The 20,083-nt window shown below is 39.2% G+C and carries 21 protein-coding genes; 18 read left to right on the forward strand and 3 right to left on the reverse strand.

Annotated features, from left to right (window positions below):
• Positions 1-8 precede the first annotated feature (8 nt).
• The 4 genes from AB1280_RS18720 (at position 9) to pyrG (ending at position 4,410) form a co-directional block, all read left to right on the forward strand.
• The gene (locus tag AB1280_RS18720) at positions 9-1,148 is read left to right on the forward strand and encodes an acyl-CoA dehydrogenase (protein ID WP_272189899.1); all 1,140 of its coding nucleotides are present in this window, start codon (positions 9-11) and stop codon (positions 1,146-1,148) included.
• A gap of 57 nt (positions 1,149-1,205) precedes the next feature.
• Positions 1,206-1,847 (forward strand): TetR/AcrR family transcriptional regulator, encoded by a 642-nt coding sequence (locus AB1280_RS18725; protein WP_272189898.1) that lies wholly within the window; start codon positions 1,206-1,208, stop codon positions 1,845-1,847.
• 171 nt (positions 1,848-2,018) lie between these two features.
• Positions 2,019-2,546 (forward strand): DNA-directed RNA polymerase subunit delta, encoded by a 528-nt coding sequence (gene rpoE / locus AB1280_RS18730; protein WP_429756635.1) that lies wholly within the window; start codon positions 2,019-2,021, stop codon positions 2,544-2,546.
• A 256-nt stretch (positions 2,547-2,802) separates the two neighbouring features.
• The gene (gene pyrG, locus AB1280_RS18735) at positions 2,803-4,410 is read left to right on the forward strand and encodes a CTP synthase (protein WP_272189896.1); all 1,608 of its coding nucleotides are present in this window, start codon (positions 2,803-2,805) and stop codon (positions 4,408-4,410) included.
• Between the two features lie 38 nt (positions 4,411-4,448).
• On the opposite strand, the gene AB1280_RS18740 is transcribed toward pyrG, so the two are convergent.
• Positions 4,449-4,976 carry a DUF2529 domain-containing protein gene (locus AB1280_RS18740; protein WP_429756636.1) on the reverse strand — a complete coding sequence of 176 codons (528 nt, stop codon included), beginning with the start codon at positions 4,974-4,976 and terminating at the stop codon, positions 4,449-4,451.
• A gap of 191 nt (positions 4,977-5,167) precedes the next feature.
• Here AB1280_RS18740 and AB1280_RS18745 point away from each other — a divergent pair, with 191 nt between their 5' ends.
• The 13 genes from AB1280_RS18745 to AB1280_RS18805 all read left to right on the forward strand — a co-directional run bounded on the left by AB1280_RS18745 (position 5,168) and on the right by AB1280_RS18805 (position 17,443).
• Positions 5,168-5,536: a response regulator gene (locus tag AB1280_RS18745; protein WP_272189894.1), complete on the forward strand. Its 369-nt coding sequence runs from the start codon at positions 5,168-5,170 to the stop codon at positions 5,534-5,536.
• A gap of 209 nt (positions 5,537-5,745) precedes the next feature.
• Positions 5,746-6,603 carry a class II fructose-bisphosphate aldolase gene (locus AB1280_RS18750; protein WP_098310043.1) on the forward strand — a complete coding sequence of 286 codons (858 nt, stop codon included), beginning with the start codon at positions 5,746-5,748 and terminating at the stop codon, positions 6,601-6,603.
• A 261-nt stretch (positions 6,604-6,864) separates the two neighbouring features.
• Positions 6,865-8,154 carry a UDP-N-acetylglucosamine 1-carboxyvinyltransferase gene (locus AB1280_RS18755; RefSeq protein ID WP_272189893.1) on the forward strand — a complete coding sequence of 430 codons (1,290 nt, stop codon included), beginning with the start codon at positions 6,865-6,867 and terminating at the stop codon, positions 8,152-8,154.
• A 90-nt stretch (positions 8,155-8,244) separates the two neighbouring features.
• Positions 8,245-9,210, forward strand: a complete 966-nt coding sequence (gene glpX, locus AB1280_RS18760; RefSeq protein WP_272189892.1) for a class II fructose-bisphosphatase — start codon at positions 8,245-8,247, stop codon at positions 9,208-9,210.
• 299 nt (positions 9,211-9,509) lie between these two features.
• Positions 9,510-10,781, forward strand: a complete 1,272-nt coding sequence (gene rho, locus AB1280_RS18765; RefSeq protein WP_020059786.1) for a transcription termination factor Rho — start codon at positions 9,510-9,512, stop codon at positions 10,779-10,781.
• Positions 10,782-10,922: 141 nt separating this feature from the next.
• Entirely contained in the window at positions 10,923-11,168 is a 246-nt protein-coding gene (locus tag AB1280_RS18770) for a type B 50S ribosomal protein L31 (protein WP_034635411.1), read from the forward strand.
• A 305-nt stretch (positions 11,169-11,473) separates the two neighbouring features.
• Positions 11,474-12,058, forward strand: a complete 585-nt coding sequence (locus AB1280_RS18775; RefSeq protein WP_272189891.1) for a thymidine kinase — start codon at positions 11,474-11,476, stop codon at positions 12,056-12,058.
• 173 nt (positions 12,059-12,231) lie between these two features.
• Positions 12,232-13,299 (forward strand): peptide chain release factor 1, encoded by a 1,068-nt coding sequence (gene prfA / locus AB1280_RS18780; RefSeq protein ID WP_272189929.1) that lies wholly within the window; start codon positions 12,232-12,234, stop codon positions 13,297-13,299.
• Entirely contained in the window at positions 13,299-14,147 is an 849-nt protein-coding gene (gene prmC, locus AB1280_RS18785; RefSeq protein WP_429756637.1) for a peptide chain release factor N(5)-glutamine methyltransferase, read from the forward strand. Before prfA ends, prmC begins: the two co-directional genes overlap by 1 nt.
• A gap of 188 nt (positions 14,148-14,335) precedes the next feature.
• Positions 14,336-15,163 (forward strand): stage II sporulation protein R, encoded by an 828-nt coding sequence (gene spoIIR, locus AB1280_RS18790; protein WP_429756638.1) that lies wholly within the window; start codon positions 14,336-14,338, stop codon positions 15,161-15,163.
• Positions 15,164-15,215: 52 nt separating this feature from the next.
• Positions 15,216-15,674: a mechanosensitive ion channel protein gene (locus tag AB1280_RS18795; protein WP_272189888.1), complete on the forward strand. Its 459-nt coding sequence runs from the start codon at positions 15,216-15,218 to the stop codon at positions 15,672-15,674.
• A 107-nt stretch (positions 15,675-15,781) separates the two neighbouring features.
• The gene (locus AB1280_RS18800; RefSeq protein WP_429756639.1) at positions 15,782-16,825 is read left to right on the forward strand and encodes an L-threonylcarbamoyladenylate synthase; all 1,044 of its coding nucleotides are present in this window, start codon (positions 15,782-15,784) and stop codon (positions 16,823-16,825) included.
• Between the two features lie 57 nt (positions 16,826-16,882).
• Positions 16,883-17,443, forward strand: a complete 561-nt coding sequence (locus AB1280_RS18805; RefSeq protein WP_429756641.1) for a manganese efflux pump MntP family protein — start codon at positions 16,883-16,885, stop codon at positions 17,441-17,443.
• A 519-nt stretch (positions 17,444-17,962) separates the two neighbouring features.
• Here AB1280_RS18805 and AB1280_RS18810 read toward each other — a convergent pair.
• Positions 17,963-18,571, reverse strand: a complete 609-nt coding sequence (locus tag AB1280_RS18810; protein ID WP_272189883.1) for a flavin reductase family protein — start codon at positions 18,569-18,571, stop codon at positions 17,963-17,965.
• A 158-nt stretch (positions 18,572-18,729) separates the two neighbouring features.
• Positions 18,730-19,116 carry a DoxX family protein gene (locus tag AB1280_RS18815; RefSeq protein WP_272189881.1) on the reverse strand — a complete coding sequence of 129 codons (387 nt, stop codon included), beginning with the start codon at positions 19,114-19,116 and terminating at the stop codon, positions 18,730-18,732.
• Between the two features lie 360 nt (positions 19,117-19,476).
• Here AB1280_RS18815 and AB1280_RS18820 point away from each other — a divergent pair, with 360 nt between their 5' ends.
• Positions 19,477-19,974, forward strand: a complete 498-nt coding sequence (locus AB1280_RS18820; protein ID WP_272189880.1) for a PTS sugar transporter subunit IIA — start codon at positions 19,477-19,479, stop codon at positions 19,972-19,974.
• Positions 19,975-20,083: the final 109 nt, after the last annotated feature.

Raw genomic sequence — 20,083 nt, forward strand, 5'->3', positions numbered from 1 at the left:
AAATAGAGATGCATTTTAAACTATCAGAAGAGCATGAAATGATTCGAAAAATGGTTCGTGATTTTGCGAGAAATGAAGTCGCACCAACGGCAGCAGAGCGCGATGAAGAAGAACGCTTTGACCGCACTTTATTTGATCAAATGGCGGAACTTGGCTTAACTGGTATTCCGTGGCCTGAAGAGTACGGCGGAATTGGAAGCGATTACTTAGCGTACGTAATTGCAGTAGAAGAGTTGTCGCGTGTTTGTGCATCTACAGGTGTAACATTATCGGCGCATACATCGCTTGCAGGATGGCCAATTTTTACATTCGGTACAGAGGAGCAAAAGCAGAAGTACTTACGCCCGATGGCAGAAGGAAAGAAAATTGGCGCTTACGCTTTAACGGAGCCGGGTTCTGGCTCAGATGCTGGCGGAATGAAAACAACAGCAAAGCGTGACGGCGATCATTATATTTTAAATGGTTCGAAAATTTTCATTACAAATGGTGGAATTGCAGATATTTATGTTGTATTTGCACTGACAGATACAGAATCAAAGCAGCGCGGTACAAGTGCATTTATTGTGGAAAGCAGTACGCCGGGGTTTTCTGTTGGGAAGAAAGAGAGCAAGCTCGGTATTCGTTCTTCACCGACGACGGAGATTATATTTGAGGACTGCCGCATTCCTGCTGAGAATTTACTTGGCGAGGAAGGACAAGGATTTAAAATTGCAATGCAAACGTTAGATGGCGGTCGTAATGGTATTGCCGCGCAAGCCGTTGGTATCGCACAAGGCGCACTTGATGCTGCTGCTGATTATGCGAAGGAACGTCATCAATTTGGGAAACCAATTGCCGCGCAGCAAGGAATTGGATTTAAGCTAGCGGATATGGCGACGGGAGTAGAGGCGGCGCGCTTGTTAACATATCAAGCGGCTTGGCTTGAATCAGAAGGTTTACCGTATGGAAAAGAATCAGCAATGTCTAAATTATTTGCAGGAGATACAGCGATGAAAGTGACAACAGAGGCTGTACAAGTATTTGGAGGATACGGTTATACAAAGGATTATCCAGTGGAACGCTTTATGCGCGATGCAAAGATTACGCAAATTTACGAAGGGACGCAAGAAATTCAGCGCCTTGTTATTTCACGTATGTTAACAAAGTAGAATTTATGAAGAAGCGTAGGAGCCCCCTACGCTTCTTCATGCAAAGGGGTGAAGGAGATGGCTAAGCACAATGTACAAGCATCTGTGAAAGATGAAAGACTCATTGCACTTCGGCGTGAACAAATGATTAAGGGTGCTGTGCAGCTCTTTAAACAAAAAGGATTTCCGCGCACAACAACGAGAGAAATTGCAAAGGCAGCAGGCTTTAGCATTGGTACACTCTATGAATATATTCGAACGAAAGATGATGTGCTTTATTTAGTGTGTGATAGTATTTATGAACATGTAAAAGAGCGCTTAGAACGAGTGCTTTGTAAAGGAAATGGCAATGTTGATAGTTTGAAAGCAGCGATTACAAATTATTTTAAAGTTATGGATGAATTGCAAGAAGAGGTTCTTATTATGTATCAAGAAGTTCGTTTTCTACCAAAAGAATCGCTGCCTTACGTACTAGAGAAAGAATTTCAAATGGTAGGGATGTTCGAAGATATTTTGCAGCAATGTGTTCAAAATAAAGTATTTACTTTAACAAAAAAAGAGATTCAATTGCTTGCTCATAATATTTTTATTCAAGGGCAAATGTGGGGATTTCGTCGCTGGGCGTTGCAGAAACTTTATACACTGGAAGAGTATACAGAGATGCAAATTTGCTATGTGTTAAATGGCGCTCATATGATTCAAAACGAAAAAGGAAAATAAACTTCCATCAGTGGGGGGAAGAGCCCCCCACTGATGGAAGTTTCACTTTACAATTCCCTATTTTTTTGTGGCATATTTGGTGCAGTTTTGTTTATAATGAATAGTATGGATTTTTTTTGAACAGGCCTTTATATAATTAGGATATATTTTAAGAAAGGAAGTGCCGCACAAGTGAATTTAAAGCAATTTTCACCAGAAGAGCAAAAAGAATTGTCTATGATCGAAGTTGTACATAGCTTGTTAGAGGAAAAAAAACAAGCAACACCGTTTCATGATCTAGTTCAAGAAATTGCTCAATTACTGGAACTATCCGAAGAACAAGTTGCTGCGAAAATCGCGCAATTTTATACAGATTTAAATATCGATGGGCGTTTTATCAACCTTGGAGAAAATCGTTGGGGATTACGTGGATGGTACCCATACGAGCAAATTGATGAAGAAATTTTACCTCAACCGAAGCCTAAGAAGAAACGTAAAGCTGACGAAGATGAGTTAGATGCCTATGTCAATGAAGATGAGGACTTCGAAGAAGATGCCGACTTCGAAGAAGAAGAGGAAGAAGTAGAAGATCTTGATGAACTTCTTGCTGACGAAGATGATGATGATCTTGATGACTTAGATGAGGAAGATGATGATTTCGTTGATGAAGATGAGTTAGAATACGACGAATCAGAAGAAGAAGAAGAGGAAGAGCTGTAGTTCTTGACTTTTCATTATCGTCCATGTAGAATCATTTTTGGGCTCTTTAAAAAAGACGATAATAACTTTTACGTGTAAATATAAAAGAAAATTGCTCCCTATTTATTACTTTTTGTGATAAAGGGAGCAATTTTCTTTTTTGTTTTTTGTTTAGAAAAATGAAAGAGTCTAACAATAAGGTAAGGTAAGTGTTATCTACATACGTTGCGATTTGCAGCGGTAATTATATAACAGCAAAGTAGAAGGGAGTACATTCATGACTAAGTATATTTTTGTAACAGGCGGTGTAGTATCATCTCTAGGAAAGGGGATCACAGCAGCATCCCTTGGAAGACTATTAAAAAATCGTGGTTTAAACGTAACAATTCAAAAGTTTGATCCATACATTAACGTAGACCCAGGAACAATGAGTCCATACCAACACGGTGAGGTATTCGTAACAGATGATGGTGCAGAAACAGATTTAGACCTTGGTCACTATGAGCGTTTCATCGACATCAACCTAAATAAATATAGCAACGTAACAACAGGTAAAATTTACTCTTCTGTGCTTCAAAAAGAGCGCCGTGGTGAATATTTAGGAGGAACTGTTCAAGTTATTCCTCACATTACAAACGAAATTAAAGAACGCGTATATCGTTCGGGCCGCGAAACTAATGCGGACGTTGTTATTACAGAAATCGGAGGAACTGTTGGTGATATCGAGTCTTTACCGTTCCTAGAAGCAATTCGTCAAATTAAGAGCGATATTGGTCGTGACAATGTAATGTACATTCATTGTACGTTAATCCCTTATTTAAAAGCAGCTGGCGAAATGAAAACAAAACCAACACAGCATAGCGTTAAAGAACTTCGCAGCTTAGGTATTCAACCAAATATTATCGTTGTTCGTACAGAGCTTCCTGTTTCTCAAGATATGAAAGATAAGCTTGCATTATTCTGCGACATTGATACAAAAGCAGTAATTGAAGCACGTGATGCAGATACATTATATGCAGTTCCATTATCTCTTCAAGAGCAAAACATGGACCAAATCGTTTGCGATCATTTGAAATTAAACAATCCAGCTGCAGATATGACAGAATGGAATGCATTAGTTGAGAAAGTACGCAACCTGTCTAAGAAAACAAAAATCGCTCTTGTTGGTAAATATGTAGAGCTTCAAGATGCATACATTTCTGTTGTAGAAGCACTTCGTCATGCAGGTTATAAATTTGATACTGATGTAGAAGTAAAATGGGTAAATGCTGAGCATGTGACAGTAGAAAACGTGAAAGAATTAGTTGGCGATACAGATGGTATCCTTGTACCAGGTGGTTTCGGGGACCGCGGTGTAGAAGGTAAAATCGCTGCAATTCAATATGCTCGTGAAAACAAAGTTCCATTCTTAGGAATTTGCTTAGGAATGCAACTTGCATCAATCGAATTTGCACGTAACGTATTAGGATTGGAAGGTGCGAACTCTTCTGAAATTAATCCTGACACGCCTTATGCAATTATCGATTTATTACCAGAACAAAAAGATGTTGAAGATTTAGGCGGTACACTTCGTCTTGGTTTATACCCATGTAAGCTTACACCAGAAACAAATGCTTACAATGCATATAACGAACCGGTTGTATACGAGCGTCATCGTCATCGTTATGAGTTCAACAACCAATTCCGCCAAGATATGGAAAACGCAGGATTCCTGTTCTCTGGTACAAGCCCAGATGGCCGTTTAGTAGAAATTATCGAGTTAAAAGAACATCCTTGGTTCGTGGCAGCACAGTTCCACCCAGAACTTGTATCTCGTCCAAACCGTCCACAACCGTTGTTCCGTGACTTCGTACAAGCTTCTATTATTAATAAAGAAAGTAAGTAATAAGAAAAAGGCGTCCTACTATAGGGCGCCTTTTTCTGTTACTCATATTCATTCATAATGTCATCGATTGTAAATTTTAATCCGTGATATGCAAATAAAGCTGTCATTAAGCTTGGAAAACCATAACGAGAGCCGTCATCATCTGGAATTAATGGTTTTACAAGTTTTGTATCAATATGTGCATCGGTGAATTGTTCTAATGATAATTCGCCTTCTTGTTTAGCTGACATACCAACAATAAAAGAACCGTTTTCTTGCAATTGTTTTGCTAGTGAAATAATTTCTTCATCTGTGGAAAAACGGCTAATAAGTAGTACGCGATCGGTAGCAGTTACGTCTGCTTGTTTACCGTCTTCAAATAGACGTTTTGCATTTTGCATAGGCTCGGTTCCATATAAAGCCTCGTAAATTACACCTTCCATCTCTTTCGTACCATGCAAATAAATGTGCCCATCTGAGGCTAAGGCTTGTGCAAGTAAACGAGCGCTATCTTCTATATTCATCTCTTCTTTCTGAGCAATGTTTGTGAAATAGCCACTTAGCTGAGTAGAAAAAATTTTAAACATGGTGATGCTCCTTTCTAGCGTGCTTGACGGCTTTTATTATAGCTTATTTATTCACAATGGTGCTAGCACTAGGGAATGAGAGGCGGTAAAATAAGAAAGAATAGGAAGGAATTTGATAAAAAGTAGCGAAAATAATCGAAAGAGATGCGAAAAATATAAATTATGGGTTTATTATAGAAAGGTTGGGGAGCATGGAAGGGAAAATTTTAATCGTTGATGATCAATATGGTATTCGTGTTTTATTACATGAGGTGTTTCAAAAGGAAGGTTACGAAACATTCCAAGCGGCAAATGGTTTTCAAGCCCTTGATATCGTGAAAAAAGATTGCCCAGATCTAGTTATTTTAGATATGAAAATTCCAGGAATGGACGGAATTGAAATTTTAAAACATATAAAAGAAATTAATCAAGACATTAAAGTGATTTTAATGACGGCTTATGGTGAATTAGATATGATTCAAGAAGCGAAAGAACTCGGTGCGTTAATGCACTTTGCAAAGCCGTTTGATATTGATGAAATTCGTGGTGCTGTGCGAAAAGAAATTGCTGTACAAGCATAATCGTGAATTTTTTATTAAAAAATATAGAAAAAGCGTTTTCATGGGCTGATGAGCAGGTGAATGCAGTTGAGTTTTTGAGTACAAGTTGGTATCCTATGGAGTGTAGAAGAAAGTCCGGTATGTGATTATACATATTTTTCCTCGTTGTGGTGATACTACCACCGATAAGAACTTATCGGATACAAAAAACGTTTTTAGGAGGATTTACCATGCCTTTAGTTTCTATGAAAGAAATGCTAAACAAAGCGCTAGAAGGAAAATACGCAGTTGGTCAATTCAACATGAACAACTTAGAGTGGACACAAGCTATCTTAGCTGCTGCGGAAGAAGAAAAATCTCCTGTAATTTTAGGTGTATCTGAAGGTGCAGCTCGTCATATGACTGGTTTCAAAACAGTTGTAGCTATGGTTAAAGCTTTAATCGAAGAAATGAACATCACTGTTCCTGTTGCGATTCATCTTGACCATGGTTCAAGCTTCGAAAAATGTAAAGAAGCAATTGATGCAGGTTTCACATCTGTAATGATTGATGCTTCTCACCACCCATTTGAAGAAAATATCGAAACTACTAAAAAAGTAGTAGAATATGCACATGCTCGTAACGTATCTGTAGAAGCTGAGCTTGGTACAGTTGGTGGACAAGAAGATGACGTAGTAGCTGAAGGTGTTATCTACGCTAACCCAGAAGAATGTAAAGAACTAGTAGCTGCAACAGGTATCGACTGCCTAGCTCCAGCATTAGGTTCTGTACATGGCCCTTACAAAGGTGAGCCTAACTTAGGATTCAAAGAAATGGAAGAAGTTCGTGACTTAACTGGTGTACCTTTAGTACTTCACGGTGGTACTGGTATCCCAACAGCTGACATTAAAAAATCTATCTCTTTAGGTACTTCTAAAATCAACGTAAACACTGAAAACCAAATCGAGTTTACAAAAGCGGTTCGTGAAGTATTAAATAAAGACCAAGAAGTTTACGATCCTCGTAAATTTATCGGACCTGGTCGTGAAGCAATTAAAGCGACTGTAATCGGTAAAATCCGTGAGTTTGGTTCTAACGGTCAAGCATAATTCTAAGAATGACTTTAGAAACCGTCTAGCCTTTTAGACGGTTTCGTTTCGTTGTATAATGAAAGCGCGAACATTTTATGGAATAGACAAATTTCTACTTGTTAGGGCATTTAAAGAGAAATATTTTTGTAATTGTGTAAAAATAAAGGGAACAAATAGCATGGACATACTCGTAAGTGTAAGAATGTATCCGAATTAGTAAATTTACCGGTTTAAGTAGGGAGTAGATCGGGAAATGAATTCACATGAAGGGGGCTTAAGATGGATAAGTTGCTGATTGAAGGCGGTGTGCCCTTACATGGTTCGATTCGTGTGAGCGGTGCGAAAAATAGTGCTGTTGCGCTTATTCCTGCGACCATTTTAGCAGAAACACCAGTTACAATTGGTGGTGTACCTAATATTTCTGATGTGAAAATCCTCGGTGATTTGTTAGAGGAAATTGGTGGATCTGTCACGTATCATCAAGATGAGGAAATGACAATTGATCCTTCTAAGATGGTAGCAATGCCTCTTCCGAATGGAAAGGTAAAAAAGTTGCGTGCTTCTTATTATTTAATGGGAGCAATGCTCGGTCGTTTCAAACAAGCGGTAATTGGGCTTCCTGGTGGATGCCATTTAGGGCCTAGGCCAATTGACCAACATATTAAGGGGTTTGAAGCGCTTGGAGCACATGTCACGAATGAGCAAGGTGCAATATATTTACGTGCAGATGAACTGCGGGGTGCGCGTATTTATTTAGATGTTGTCAGTGTAGGTGCGACAATTAACATTATGCTTGCTGCCGTGCGTGCAAAAGGTAGAACAATCATTGAAAATGCAGCGAAAGAACCAGAAATTATTGATGTAGCCACACTGCTTACAAGTATGGGAGCTCGTATTAAAGGGGCAGGAACAGACGTGATTCGTATTGATGGTGTTGAATCGCTTCACGGTTGTTATCATTCTATTATTCCAGATCGTATTGAAGCTGGAACATATATGATTTTGGGTGCGGCTTCTGGCGGTGAAGTTGTAGTTGATAATGTGATTCCGCAGCATTTAGAATCTATAACGGCTAAGCTTCGAGAAATGGGTGTAAGAGTAGAAACGCACGATGATCAAATTTTGGTAGACGGGGATCGCCAATTAAAAATGGTAGATGTAAAAACGCTCGTATATCCAGGGTTTCCAACTGACTTACAGCAACCGTTTACCACGTTATTAACGAAGGCTAGTGGAACGGCAGTTGTAACAGATACCATTTACGGAGCGCGATTTAAACATATAGATGAGTTAAGAAGAATGAATGCGCAAATTAAAGTAGAAGGCCGTTCTGCTATTGTGACAGGCCCTGTTTCGCTGCAAGGAGCTAAAGTGAAAGCGAGTGACTTACGTGCCGGAGCTGCTCTTGTCATTGCAGGTTTAATGGCAGAAGGAATTACTGAGGTTACGGGGCTCGAGCATATTGATCGCGGCTATGAAAATTTAGAGGACAAGCTTCGAGGTCTTGGAGCCAAAATTTGGCGTGAAAAAATGACAGAACAAGAGATTGAACAGATAAAAAATGCCTAAAGAGCTTTGCGGTTGCCAAAGGGCATAAGGTAAATGGGATTGAATATGAATTGTGGGAGAAATATTAAGGTTTAAAGGAGAGGGATTAGATTGGAAAGAAGTTTATCCATGGAATTAGTACGTGTAACGGAGGCTGCAGCGTTATCATCAGCGCGCTGGATGGGACTCGGTAAGAAGGATGAAGCAGATGGAGCAGCAACTTCAGCGATGCGCGATGTGTTTGACACAGTACCGATGAAAGGAACTGTAGTAATTGGTGAAGGGGAAATGGATGAAGCACCAATGCTGTATATCGGTGAAAAATTAGGGACTGGATATGGTCCGCGCGTTGACGTAGCGGTTGATCCATTAGAAGGAACAAATATCGTTGCAGCAGGAGGATGGAATGCATTAGCAGTCATTGCCGTAGCAGACCATGGAAACTTGCTACATGCACCTGACATGTATATGGATAAAATTGCGGTTGGCCCAGAAGCAGTTGGCGCTGTTGATATTAATGCACCGGTTATTGATAACTTACGTGCTGTTGCGAGAGCAAAAAATAAAGATATTGAAGATGTTGTAGCAACTATTTTAAATAGACCGCGTCATCAAGCAATCATTGAGGAAATCCGTAAAGCGGGAGCGCGTATTAAATTAATTAACGATGGTGATGTAGCTGGTGCTATTAACACAGCGTTTGATCGCACAGGTGTTGATATTTTATTCGGATCTGGCGGTGCGCCGGAGGGGGTTCTAGCTGCTGTAGCATTAAAATGTTTAGGTGGAGAAATTCAAGGGAAGCTTCTTCCACAAAGCGAAGCAGAATTAGAACGTTGTAAAAAAATGGGTATCGATGATATTAATCGTATTCTTCGTATGGAAGACTTAGTAAAAGGTGACGATGCAATCTTTGCAGCAACAGGTGTTACGGACGGTGAATTATTGCGCGGTGTTCAATTTAAAGGAAGTACTGGTACAACACACTCTCTTGTTATGCGCGCGAAATCGGGAACAGTTCGCTTTGTTGATGGGCGTCACAGTTTAAATAAAAAACCAAATTTAGTTATGAAGTAAAACTTCCATGAGTGGGAATTTTTCTTCATTCCCGCTACTGGAAATTATAGCTAATAAGGATTTAGCTGTTTGCATAGATAAAATAAGACGTGTAAAAGTGATGGATAGGGCGAAGACAAATTTTATTGTCTTCGCTTCTTGTATTTGTCTCGCAATGTATTGATTAAAATGAGGTAAAAGGGTTACAATAGGGAATATTACTCTACTTGTATTTATTGCCTTTCATTAATATGTATTAGCCTTCCGTAATTTCCCTTACCCAATGAAAAAAGAGAATAATATTAAAGTGTGGTGTCCGAATGAATTTAACAATTTCAGCATTAGAGAACATGAAGTTAAAAGAATTATATGAACTTGCAAAAGAATTTAAGATTTCTTATTACAGCAAATTAACGAAGAAAGAATTAATTTTTGCAATTTTAAAAGCGCGAGCAGAAAAAGAAGGTTTCTTTTTCATGGAAGGTGTACTGGAAATTATTCAATCAGAAGGATTTGGATTCCTACGTCCAATCAACTACTCTCCGAGTTCTGAAGATATTTATATTTCAGCTTCGCAAATTCGTCGTTTTGATTTGCGTAATGGAGATAAGGTTTCTGGTAAGGTACGACCTCCAAAAGAGAATGAACGATATTTCGGGTTGTTGCAAGTTGAGGCGGTTAATGGAGATGATCCAGAATCAGCAAAAGAACGTGTGCATTTTCCAGCGTTAACACCGTTATATCCAAATCGTCAAATGAAATTGGAAACGGAAACGAAGAAATTATCAACACGTATCATGGATTTAATTGCACCAGTTGGATTTGGACAACGTGGTCTTATCGTTGCACCGCCAAAGGCTGGTAAAACGATACTGTTAAAAGAAATTGCACACAGCGTTACAACAAATCATCCAGAAGCAGAACTGATTGTACTTTTAATTGACGAACGTCCAGAGGAAGTAACGGATATTGAACGTTCTGTAAAAGGCGATGTTGTAAGTTCTACTTTTGATGAAGTACCAGAAAATCATATTAAAGTAGCTGAACTTGTACTAGAGCGTGCGATGCGTCTTGTTGAACATAAAAAAGACGTTATCATTTTAATGGATAGTATTACCCGTTTAGCACGTGCTTACAACCTTGTGATTCCGCCAAGCGGACGTACGTTATCTGGTGGTATTGATCCAGCGGCATTCCACAGACCAAAGCGTTTTTTCGGAGCGGCTCGTAATATTGAAGAGGGCGGTAGTTTGACAATTTTAGCAACGGCTCTTGTCGATACAGGGTCTCGTATGGATGATGTCATTTATGAAGAGTTTAAAGGAACGGGAAATATGGAGCTTCACTTAGATCGTTCTTTAGCAGAACGTCGTATTTTCCCAGCTATTGATATTCGTCGTTCTGGTACACGTAAAGAAGATTTATTGATTCCAAAAGAACATTTAGATAAGTTATGGGGTATTCGTAAAACAATGAGAGATACGCCAGACTTCATAGAAAGCTTCTTGCGTAAGTTGCGTCAGACAAAGACAAATGAAGAATTCTTGCAAAATATCCCTGCAGATTCAAAGAGATATGTCACAATGAAGTAATGCTAAAAACAGGTAGTTGCAAAATGCAGATAGCCTTGTTATAATTTCATCATGTGCGTTTCATCACTATAGTTGTGATTGCAGCTAACGATGAAAAAACTCTGTTTCGAAAATGATTCAGGGCGGAAGGAGATGAAAAGAATGAAAGCAGGAATCCATCCAGATTACAAGAAAGTTGTATTTATGGATACAAACACAGGCTTCAAATTCTTAAGCGGATCTACAAAAGGTTCTAACGAAACTATCGAGTGGGAAGATGGTAACACTTATCCATTACTAAAAGTTGAGATCAGTTCTGATTCTCACCCATTCTACACAGGACGTCAGAAGTTTGCTACTGCAGACGGACGTGTTGACCGCTTCAATAAGAAATACGGCCTTAAGTAATAACAAACATAAAGCAGGCAAGTGTATATATCCGCTTGTCTGTTTTTTTTGCAAAAATATAAAGCTTTACCTACTTAGAGTAGGAATAAGTATATAAATCCAAAGTAAAAAACGACATAAAACCATCTTTTTTAGGTGGGCGAGAGCATCTGACCATGCGTAGAAGCGGTCAGAGACTTTTACTGCCATATGCGAAGTTCAAACAAAAGGAGAAAGAAAGTAGCAGGCTCCTTTTTTCCTGCATAGCAGCAATCTATATGTCGAAAAATCAAAATGGGCTCATATAGGTGAAAGGAGGAGCTTTTATGTACGTAATAAATCAACACGGTTGGCTTGAAGTGATTTGTGGAAGCATGTTCTCAGGGAAATCAGAAGAGCTCATCCGCCGTGTGCGCCGTACGCAATTTGCAAAGCAGAACGCGATTGTATTTAAACCGTGTATTGATAATCGTTATAGTGAAGAAGATGTTGTGTCGCATAATGGATTGAAAGTAAGAGCGGTTCCTGTTGCTGCTTCAAAAGAGATGTTTGAACACGTAACAGAAGATATTGATGTTATAGCAATTGATGAAGTACAATTTTTTGATGGGGACATTGTGGAAGTGGTGCAAGAATTGGCAAACCGTGGCTATCGTGTAATTGTTGCCGGTTTAGACCAAGATTTCCGCGGTCTACCATTTGGACAAGTTCCTCAGCTTATGGCAATTGCGGAGCATGTAACAAAGCTGCAAGCAGTATGTGCTGAATGCGGATCTCCTGCAAGTCGTACGCAACGTTTAATCGATGGGGAACCAGCTTCTTTTGATGATCCCATTATTTTAGTTGGCGCATCTGAGTCATATGAGCCACGTTGTCGTCATTGCCATGCTGTACCAACTAAACAGAGATAAAAACTCGCTACATAAGGCGGGTTTTTTTAGAAAGTGCGGGCAGATTAGATGTGGCTCTGTTTTTAGGAGATATCTAATTCCGCCTCCACTTTTAAATATAATTTGCGTTTTTTTTGTTATGTACCATATACTATTTGTATTAGATTAGAGACTAGGATGTTGAGGTGAATGTTGTGTTAGATCGTTTGCAAGCTGTAGAGGACCGTTATGAAAAGTTAAACGAGCTTTTAAGTGATCCAGAGATTATAAGTGATTCGAACAAACTTCGTGAGTATTCAAAAGAACAATCTGATATACAAGAGACGGTAGAGGTGTACCGTGAGTATAAAGATACTCGTGAACAATTAAGAGATGCAAAAGCGATGTTAGAAGAGAAGTTAGATGCTGACATGCGTGAAATGGTAAAAGAAGAAGTGTCTGAGCTAGAGGGGCAAGAGAAGGAATTATCAGAGCGTCTGAAAATTTTACTTGTTCCAAAGGACCCGAATGATGATAAGAACGTTATCGTAGAGGTTCGTGGTGCTGCTGGTGGTGATGAAGCGGCATTATTTGCTGGTGATTTATACCGTATGTATAGCCGTTATGCTGAGGTGCAAGGTTGGAAAACTGAAATTATCGAAGCGAGCTATACAGAACTAGGTGGATATAAAGAGATTATTTTTATGATCAACGGTAAAGGTGCTTTTGCAAAGTTGAAATTTGAAAATGGTGCACACCGTGTACAGCGTGTTCCGGAAACAGAATCTGGAGGACGTATCCATACTTCTACAGCAACTGTAGCTGTATTACCAGAAGCAGAAGAAGTAGAAATCGATATTCATGAAAAAGATGTTCGTGTGGATACGTTTGCTTCCAGTGGTCCTGGTGGACAAAGTGTTAATACAACGATGTCAGCGGTACGTTTAACGCATTTACCGACTGGCGTAGTTGTTTCTTGTCAGGATGAAAAGTCACAAATTAAGAATAAAGAAAAAGCAATGAAAGTATTACGTGCACGTGTTTATGATAAGTTTAGACAAGAAGCGCAAGCTGAGTACGATCAAAACCGTAAACAAGCTGTTGGTACGGGAGACCGTTCTGAGCGTATTCGTACGTACAACTTCCCGCAAAATCGTGTTACAGACCATCGAATCGGTTTAACGATTCAGAAGCTGGATCAAATCTTACAAGGTAAGTTAGATGATTTCATCAATGCCTTAGTGATGGAAGATCAGGCGCAAAAGATGGAGGCAGCTGAGTAATGCGCCTATATGAAGCCCTGAAATGGGCTTCTTCTTTTTTACGTGAATATGGACGTGATGAAAACGCGGGAGAAATCGTCCTTTGTCATGTACTGCATACAAATCGAACAGGTTTAATGATGAACATGCGTGAAGAATTAACGGAAGAACAAGAGCAAACTTTTACAAACTTTATTCATAAGCATGTAGAGGGTATTCCTGTTCAGTATTTAATTGGCTATGAAATGTTTTATGGGCGCCCATTTTTCGTAAATGAAGAAGTGCTCATTCCAAGGCCAGAAACAGAGGAACTGGTGCTAGGGGTGTTAACACGTATTCGTCGTAAATTTGGAGATAAAGATGTTCACGTGGCAGACATTGGTACTGGGAGCGGAGCAATTTCAATTACTCTGGCTTTAGAAAATCCGCATTTACATGTATACACAGTTGATATTGCTCCAGAATCAATTGAAGTGGCGCAGAAAAATGCGGCAGAACTTGAGGCGAATGTAACGTTCTATTACGGTGATTTATTGTCGCCATTTCTGGAAACAAAGCAAAAGCTAGATGTTGTTGTGTCGAATCCGCCTTATATTCCAGAAGAGGATTGGAGAGGTCTTTCTTCTGTAGTGAAAGAGCATGAGCCAAAGCGTGCACTTGTTGGCGGTGAAGATGGGCTTGATTTCTATAGACGCTTTATGGAGGAATTGCCAAAGGTGCTGCAAGAGGAAGCGATTGTTGCGTTTGAAGTGGGTGTAGGACAAGGTGAAGATGTGCGTGTCTTGCTGCAAGAAACATTCCCTCATGCGCATGTAGAGGTTGTATTTGATATTAACGGGAAAGATCGCATGGTCTTTGCGGAAATGTGATTTTAACAGGGAGCTGACCTGGGAACGGATTTTTGTCAGCTCTCTTTTGTGCATTTAGCATGTCGAACCGCCGATATATTAGTGGACATGCAATCGTCAGTCTAAAAAATGAATAGATTCTAAATTTACTAGTTTAGAAAGAAAAAAACTTGTCTACACTGTTTTACTGAAGGGGCGGTGGAGATAAGATGAAAAAACAAGCGATTGCTTATCTGCTTTTATTATTAATTGGTGCACAGATGATTGCGCACTTTGGATATATGAAAGTTGATGCAAAAGGACCTGTCGTAATTCCGAAAGAGGCGATTCGATTACGTATTTTGGCTAATAGTGATTCGAAGGAAGATCAAGAGTTAAAACGTAAAGTGCGTGATGAAGTGAAAGCGCAAATCGATGGTTGGGTGGCAGAGTTAAAATCGTTTGAAGACGCACGTCGCGTCATTCAAAGCCGTATCCCAGAACTTGAACAAACAGTTGCAAAAGCATTGAAACGAGAAGGCAGTAAGGAAACTTTTACTGTTCAGTTTAATAAAAATATCAAATTTCCAACGAAAGTATATGGGAATTTTATTTATCCGGCTGGAGAGTATGAAGCAGTACTTGTGACAATTGGAAAAGGTGAAGGGGCAAATTGGTGGTGCGTGTTATTTCCACCTATGTGTTTCTTAGACTTCTCTAGTGGTACAGCTGTTAAGCGAGAAGAGCATGTTGTAAAGGCCGAAACAATTGATGAGGACGATGTAGAAGAAAATTATGTGCAAAAGGAAATTGTAAAAGAAGAAGTAAAACAATCTCTTAAGGATAAGAAAGAGACGCACATCGCACCTAAGCGAAAATTGAAAGCAAAGGCTGTGCAAGAAAATCGTATCGAAAAAGAATTACAAGAAGAAAGCAAGCAAGAAGAACCACGTATTAGTAAACAGGAAGAACAAGTGAAGGTAGTAGAAGAAACGGAAGAAAAGCCAGAAGTAAAATTGTTTATTGTAGAAGCATTTACATCTTTATTTTCAAAGTAAGTTCTAAAAAAGAGTCCCTCCTCATATATACAAGTATGAGGAGGGATTGTGTATGAAGCAAATTCGTTTTGCTACAAAAACAGATGTGGAAAGATTGCAAACCTTTTTTGGACAAGCTCGAATGAAAGAAGAACGCTTAGATCAATTGCATGGGAATTTTATGATATTAGAAGAAGAGGAACAAATTCAAGCAGCTGTTGGATATGAGCAAGCTGGAAATGATGCGCTTCTTCGTTCTTGTTTATTCACACCTGCTGTGGATAAAGCTATGTTTTTGCACTTTTTCGAAACGTTTTTACAGTATATTAAAGAGAAAAATATTGAACAATTATATTTACTCACAAATAGTCCACAATCTGTGACAATATTTCAATTTTTTCGATTTGAAATGGTTGAAAAGGATGTTGTAGCAGAAGGAATTCGGGAATTAGAACATTTTTGTAAAAATATAAAACAACCGAATGTAATTATACTAAATTGTCAGCTATTCACAAAGTTATCCACTGATTAAAAGGATTTATCCACATTTTGTGGATAAATCTTATTTGTCTTTTGGATAAATCTCATAGTAAACTACAAATAACAAGTATTTCATGGTAGAAAAGGACGTGGAAAAAAATGAACACAAAAATGTGGACTGTGGATAATGTTGTGGAAATAAAAAAATATTATCCACAATTACAAGAAGCAGCGCATTTATTACGAGAAAATGAAGCGGTAGCGTTTCCGACTGAAACAGTATATGGCCTTGGTGCGAATGCATTAAGCGACGAAGCTGTTGCAAAAATTTTTGAAGCAAAAGGAAGACCAAGCGATAATCCGCTTATTGTACATATTGGTACGGAAGAACAATTAGATGGTATTGTAGCTCATATTCCGCCAGTTGCGAATGAATTAATGAAGCATTTCTGGCCGGGACCATTAACGCTTGTTTTTCCGAAAAAGGAAGGGATCTCTGAAAAAGTAACGGCTGGATTGGAGACGGTGGCAGTTCGTATGCCAGATCATCCGGTAGCATTAGCGCTTATTGAAGCAGCGAGTGTACCGGTAGCGGCTCCAAGTGCGAATCGTTCTGGGCGCCCTAGCCCGACGCTCGCTTCCCATGTATATGAAGATTTAGATGGGAAAATTGCTGGTATTGTGGATGGCGGGGCAACTGGTGTTGGTGTGGAATCAACCGTACTAGATTGTACGAGTGAAATACCAACGATTTTACGTCCGGGTGGTATTACGAAGGAGCAATTAGAAAAAGTAATTGGTCCTGTTTTATTGGATCCGGCATTAAAGGATGAAACGGAAAAACCAAAATCACCAGGGATGAAATATACGCATTATGCACCGAAAGCTCCGCTTAGTATTGTAGAAGGTTCACGTACATTTATCCAACAACTTGTGGATAATAAAAGGCAAGAAGGCTATAAAGTAGGTGTATTAACAACAGAGGAATATGAGCACGTCTATCAAGCAGACGTTGTTTTATCTTGTGGAAAGCGCAGTGATTTAGCAACCGTTGCGACGAAGCTTTATGATGTATTGCGTACATTTGACGCAAGCGGTGTTGATATTATTTTTAGCGAGTCGTTCCCAAGTGAGGGGATTGGTAGTGCCATCATGAATCGCTTAACAAAAGCTGCAGGTCACCGAATCATATTCGAAAAATAAATTCTAACTTTCCTCGGACGTGCATATTTTGAAGTAGCAAGTCCGAGGGGGGACATTATGACAATTGAACATATTATAAGCGAATTGTTGCCGCTATTTATTATGGCATTTGCGCTAGGACTTGATGCGTTTTCTGTTAGTCTCGGTATGGGGATGATTACGCTTAAAGTGCGTCAAATCTTTTATATCGGCATTACAATTGGTACATTTCATATAATTATGCCTTTTATAGGTATGATGCTTGGGCGTTTTTTATCAGAGCAATTTGGCTCTATTGCTACTATTATAGGTAGTGTTTTATTAATGGGATTAGGATTTCACATTGTGTATACGTCAATGTCCCGCGGTGATGAGTATAGGAATGCTCCGGCCGGGGCGAGTTTACTATTGTTTGCTTTTAGTGTGAGTATGGATAGTTTTTCTGTTGGCTTAAGTCTCGGTATTTACGGAGCGCGTACGTTTGTCACAATTCTCATATTTGGTGTTGTGAGTATGATGCTTACTTGGTTCGGATTGTTAATTGGCCGTAAGGCACATAGTATTCTGGGAACATATGGAGAAGTACTTGGCGGTATTATACTTGTTGGATTTGGGATAAAATTATTATTTTCAGTATGAACGTAGTCAACTTTAATTGTATTTATTGTAACTCTTATTTCCTTATATTTTTTTGTTGTTAAATTAGCGAAACCGAAGAAAAAAGAAGTCGAATCATTTTATGAGGAATAGTATGAAAGCCCAGATGCGATAAGTAGCTGGGCTTTCATAGTTGTATACATAAAATATCGGCGTCTAGAACAGTCGGTGGCTTCGCGTCTTCCGCCGAGGCAAAAAGCGCCTCTATGTCAGAAGCTCCATCTCCCTCTTGTTCTGAGCAAGCCGCCTCTGCTTTTAATATATCTAGCTCCGGCGTCTAGAACAGTCGGTGGCTTCGCGTCTTCCGCCGAGGCAAAAAGCGCCTCTATGTCAGAAGCTCCATCCCCCTCTTGTTCTGAGCAAGCCGCCTCCGCTTTTAATATATCTAGCTCCGGCTCCTAGCCCCTTCTGTCTAAGAGCCTTCCGCACCAAAAGGTAAAGAGCACCTTTTGTGCGAAAGAACCTTAGCCGACGGGGCTAAGCAGTCGCCTCCGCTTTTAATTATGGCCTTACAAGCTCAAACTGCTCCCCAAGTTTTGCGTAGTTATGTCCAGCTAATCGGCTGATTGGTTTTAGTTCTTCAGCATGAATGCGTCCGTTTTCATATAAGTGCTCAGCGATATGGAATCGTACGATGCGACCGATTAATAGATCGCATGCTGGGGAATTTTCTGTTCCACCTAATTGAATAGCGCGCTCCAATACACATTCCATACGAATGCTTGCTTCCTTTACCCCTGGTACAGAAATGATATCGCTATCAATTGGTGTTAGTTTGGCAAGTTCAATTTCGCTTTCATTCGGAGGAAGATTGGCTGCGGTTTCGTTAATGGCTTCTGCATAAGATTCATCAGAAATGTGAACGACAAATTCTTCTTTTTCCATTGCATTTCGTGCTGTATCTTTTGGTTTGCCCTCTTTTCGTTGTACAGAAACGGAGATTAGAGGCGGATTCGCCGCAACGATATTAAAGTAGCTAAATGGGGCGCCGTTTAGTACTCCTTCATTTGTAACAGTTGTGACGAATGCGACTGGGCGCGGAATAATACTCCCCGTTAGTAATTTGTAATTGTCTTTCTCAGTTTGTTCATTTGGATTAATCGATAGCATATATGTAATCTCCCCTCTTAACATGTGTAACACTTCTTTGTTTGTTTACAAGATAAAAGGGGGAAACTCCTGCTGAAAAAATATATTTTTGTAAAGGGGATAAAAAAATCCCCCACAATTGTGAGGGATTGAAAACATCTTGAATTCAAGATGTTTAGTTAAATTAAAGTGTAAGCACCAGGACCAATAAGTGCTACGCCAACGGCAACCGCGATTAAAACAAGGTTATATTCGAAACCGTTTTGTGTAACCCAGTAGCCGTTTTTACCGTGAACTGTGATGATCGATACTAACATTGTACCAACAATAAATAGAGCGCCTATCCAAGTGAAAATACCAGCAGCAAATAAGAAACCGCCTAGTAATTCAGTTGCTCCGGCCATAAATGCCATCAATACGCCTGGTCGTAAGCCGATTGATTCCATCCAGCCGCCAGTTCCTTTTAAACCGTACCCCCCGAACCAGCCAAATAACTTTTGAGCGCCATGTCCCATGAAAGTAATACCGATAATAAGACGAATAATAAGAAGACCAATGTTCATCATTTTATAAAACCTCCAAAAAGTTTATTTACTTACCTTATGTAAGTAATAATAAAATAGTTACTTACTTTAGTCAAGTGGATTATCAAAAAAACAAAAATTAATTTTACAAACAATAAATGAAAAGATAATGATGTTGTTAAGGAGTTTAGACAATTTGTGGGTAAAATTGAAAGGAATTCGCTTCATTTTCAATTGAATTCAGACAGTCTGAATTGACTAGAATTTTCCAAGAAGATACAATAAGGGTCTGGTTAACAATTTCAACTAACCATCAGTGAGAAAAGCATCACTAATGGAAGTTTCACTTTATGGAAACGTTTTTATATCCCTAAAGCGGTGAATGATAAGGAGGATTACCCTATGTTTAAAAAATTATTTGGTTTTGGTTCTAAAACAAATGCAGAAACAATTGTATCTCCATTAACTGGAGAAGTGAAAAATATTGAAGAAGTACCAGATCCAGTATTCGCTGGTCGTATGATGGGAGACGGTGTTGCCATCGAGCCAACTGAAGGTGTAGTAGTATCTCCGGTAGATGGCGAGGTTGTCCAATTATTCCATACAAAACATGCTGTAGGGATTAAATCGAAAAACGGCGCAGAAATCTTAATCCACGTTGGATTAGAGACTGTAAAAATGGAAGGCGAAGGCTTCGAAACACACGTATCGGAAGGACAAGTTGTTAAAGCTGGCGATAAATTAATCTCTTTCGATTTAGAACTAATCCGTGCAAAAGCGAAAAGTACAATTACACCGATCGTTATTACAAACACAGATGCAACCGAATCTATTGAAACAACTGTAGGTGTAACAGCTACAAAAGGTTCAACTGGAGTAATGAAAGTAACAATGAAATAATCATTTGATGAGTAGGGAATCCATTTCATAATTGAAATGGGTTTCTTTTTTATGTCAATTTTTTAACTTATATATACATTTCTTTTTTTCGCTACCATTGTGAGTTATG

The organism is Bacillus sp. S10(2024), assembly GCF_050473865.1.
Lineage (GTDB): Bacteria > Bacillota > Bacilli > Bacillales > Bacillaceae_G > Bacillus_A.

What these genes read in the sequence shown, in the direction of transcription:
- AB1280_RS18720 (WP_272189899.1), top strand. Translation starts at nt 9, where the DNA reads ATGCATTTTAAACTATCAGAAGAGCATGAAATGATTCGAAAAATGGTT.
- AB1280_RS18725 (WP_272189898.1), top strand. Translation starts at nt 1,206, where the DNA reads ATGGCTAAGCACAATGTACAAGCATCTGTGAAAGATGAAAGACTCATT.
- pyrG (WP_272189896.1), top strand. Translation starts at nt 2,803, where the DNA reads ATGACTAAGTATATTTTTGTAACAGGCGGTGTAGTATCATCTCTAGGA.
- AB1280_RS18740 (WP_429756636.1), bottom strand. Translation starts at nt 4,976, where the DNA reads ATGTTTAAAATTTTTTCTACTCAGCTAAGTGGCTATTTCACAAACATT.
- AB1280_RS18745 (WP_272189894.1), top strand. Translation starts at nt 5,168, where the DNA reads ATGGAAGGGAAAATTTTAATCGTTGATGATCAATATGGTATTCGTGTT.
- AB1280_RS18750 (WP_098310043.1), top strand. Translation starts at nt 5,746, where the DNA reads ATGCCTTTAGTTTCTATGAAAGAAATGCTAAACAAAGCGCTAGAAGGA.
- AB1280_RS18755 (WP_272189893.1), top strand. Translation starts at nt 6,865, where the DNA reads ATGGATAAGTTGCTGATTGAAGGCGGTGTGCCCTTACATGGTTCGATT.
- rho (WP_020059786.1), top strand. Translation starts at nt 9,510, where the DNA reads ATGAATTTAACAATTTCAGCATTAGAGAACATGAAGTTAAAAGAATTA.
- AB1280_RS18770 (WP_034635411.1), top strand. Translation starts at nt 10,923, where the DNA reads ATGAAAGCAGGAATCCATCCAGATTACAAGAAAGTTGTATTTATGGAT.
- AB1280_RS18775 (WP_272189891.1), top strand. Translation starts at nt 11,474, where the DNA reads ATGTACGTAATAAATCAACACGGTTGGCTTGAAGTGATTTGTGGAAGC.
- prmC (WP_429756637.1), top strand. Translation starts at nt 13,299, where the DNA reads ATGCGCCTATATGAAGCCCTGAAATGGGCTTCTTCTTTTTTACGTGAA.
- spoIIR (WP_429756638.1), top strand. Translation starts at nt 14,336, where the DNA reads ATGAAAAAACAAGCGATTGCTTATCTGCTTTTATTATTAATTGGTGCA.
- AB1280_RS18795 (WP_272189888.1), top strand. Translation starts at nt 15,216, where the DNA reads ATGAAGCAAATTCGTTTTGCTACAAAAACAGATGTGGAAAGATTGCAA.
- AB1280_RS18800 (WP_429756639.1), top strand. Translation starts at nt 15,782, where the DNA reads ATGAACACAAAAATGTGGACTGTGGATAATGTTGTGGAAATAAAAAAA.
- AB1280_RS18805 (WP_429756641.1), top strand. Translation starts at nt 16,883, where the DNA reads ATGACAATTGAACATATTATAAGCGAATTGTTGCCGCTATTTATTATG.
- AB1280_RS18810 (WP_272189883.1), bottom strand. Translation starts at nt 18,571, where the DNA reads ATGCTATCGATTAATCCAAATGAACAAACTGAGAAAGACAATTACAAA.
- AB1280_RS18815 (WP_272189881.1), bottom strand. Translation starts at nt 19,116, where the DNA reads ATGATGAACATTGGTCTTCTTATTATTCGTCTTATTATCGGTATTACT.
- AB1280_RS18820 (WP_272189880.1), top strand. Translation starts at nt 19,477, where the DNA reads ATGTTTAAAAAATTATTTGGTTTTGGTTCTAAAACAAATGCAGAAACA.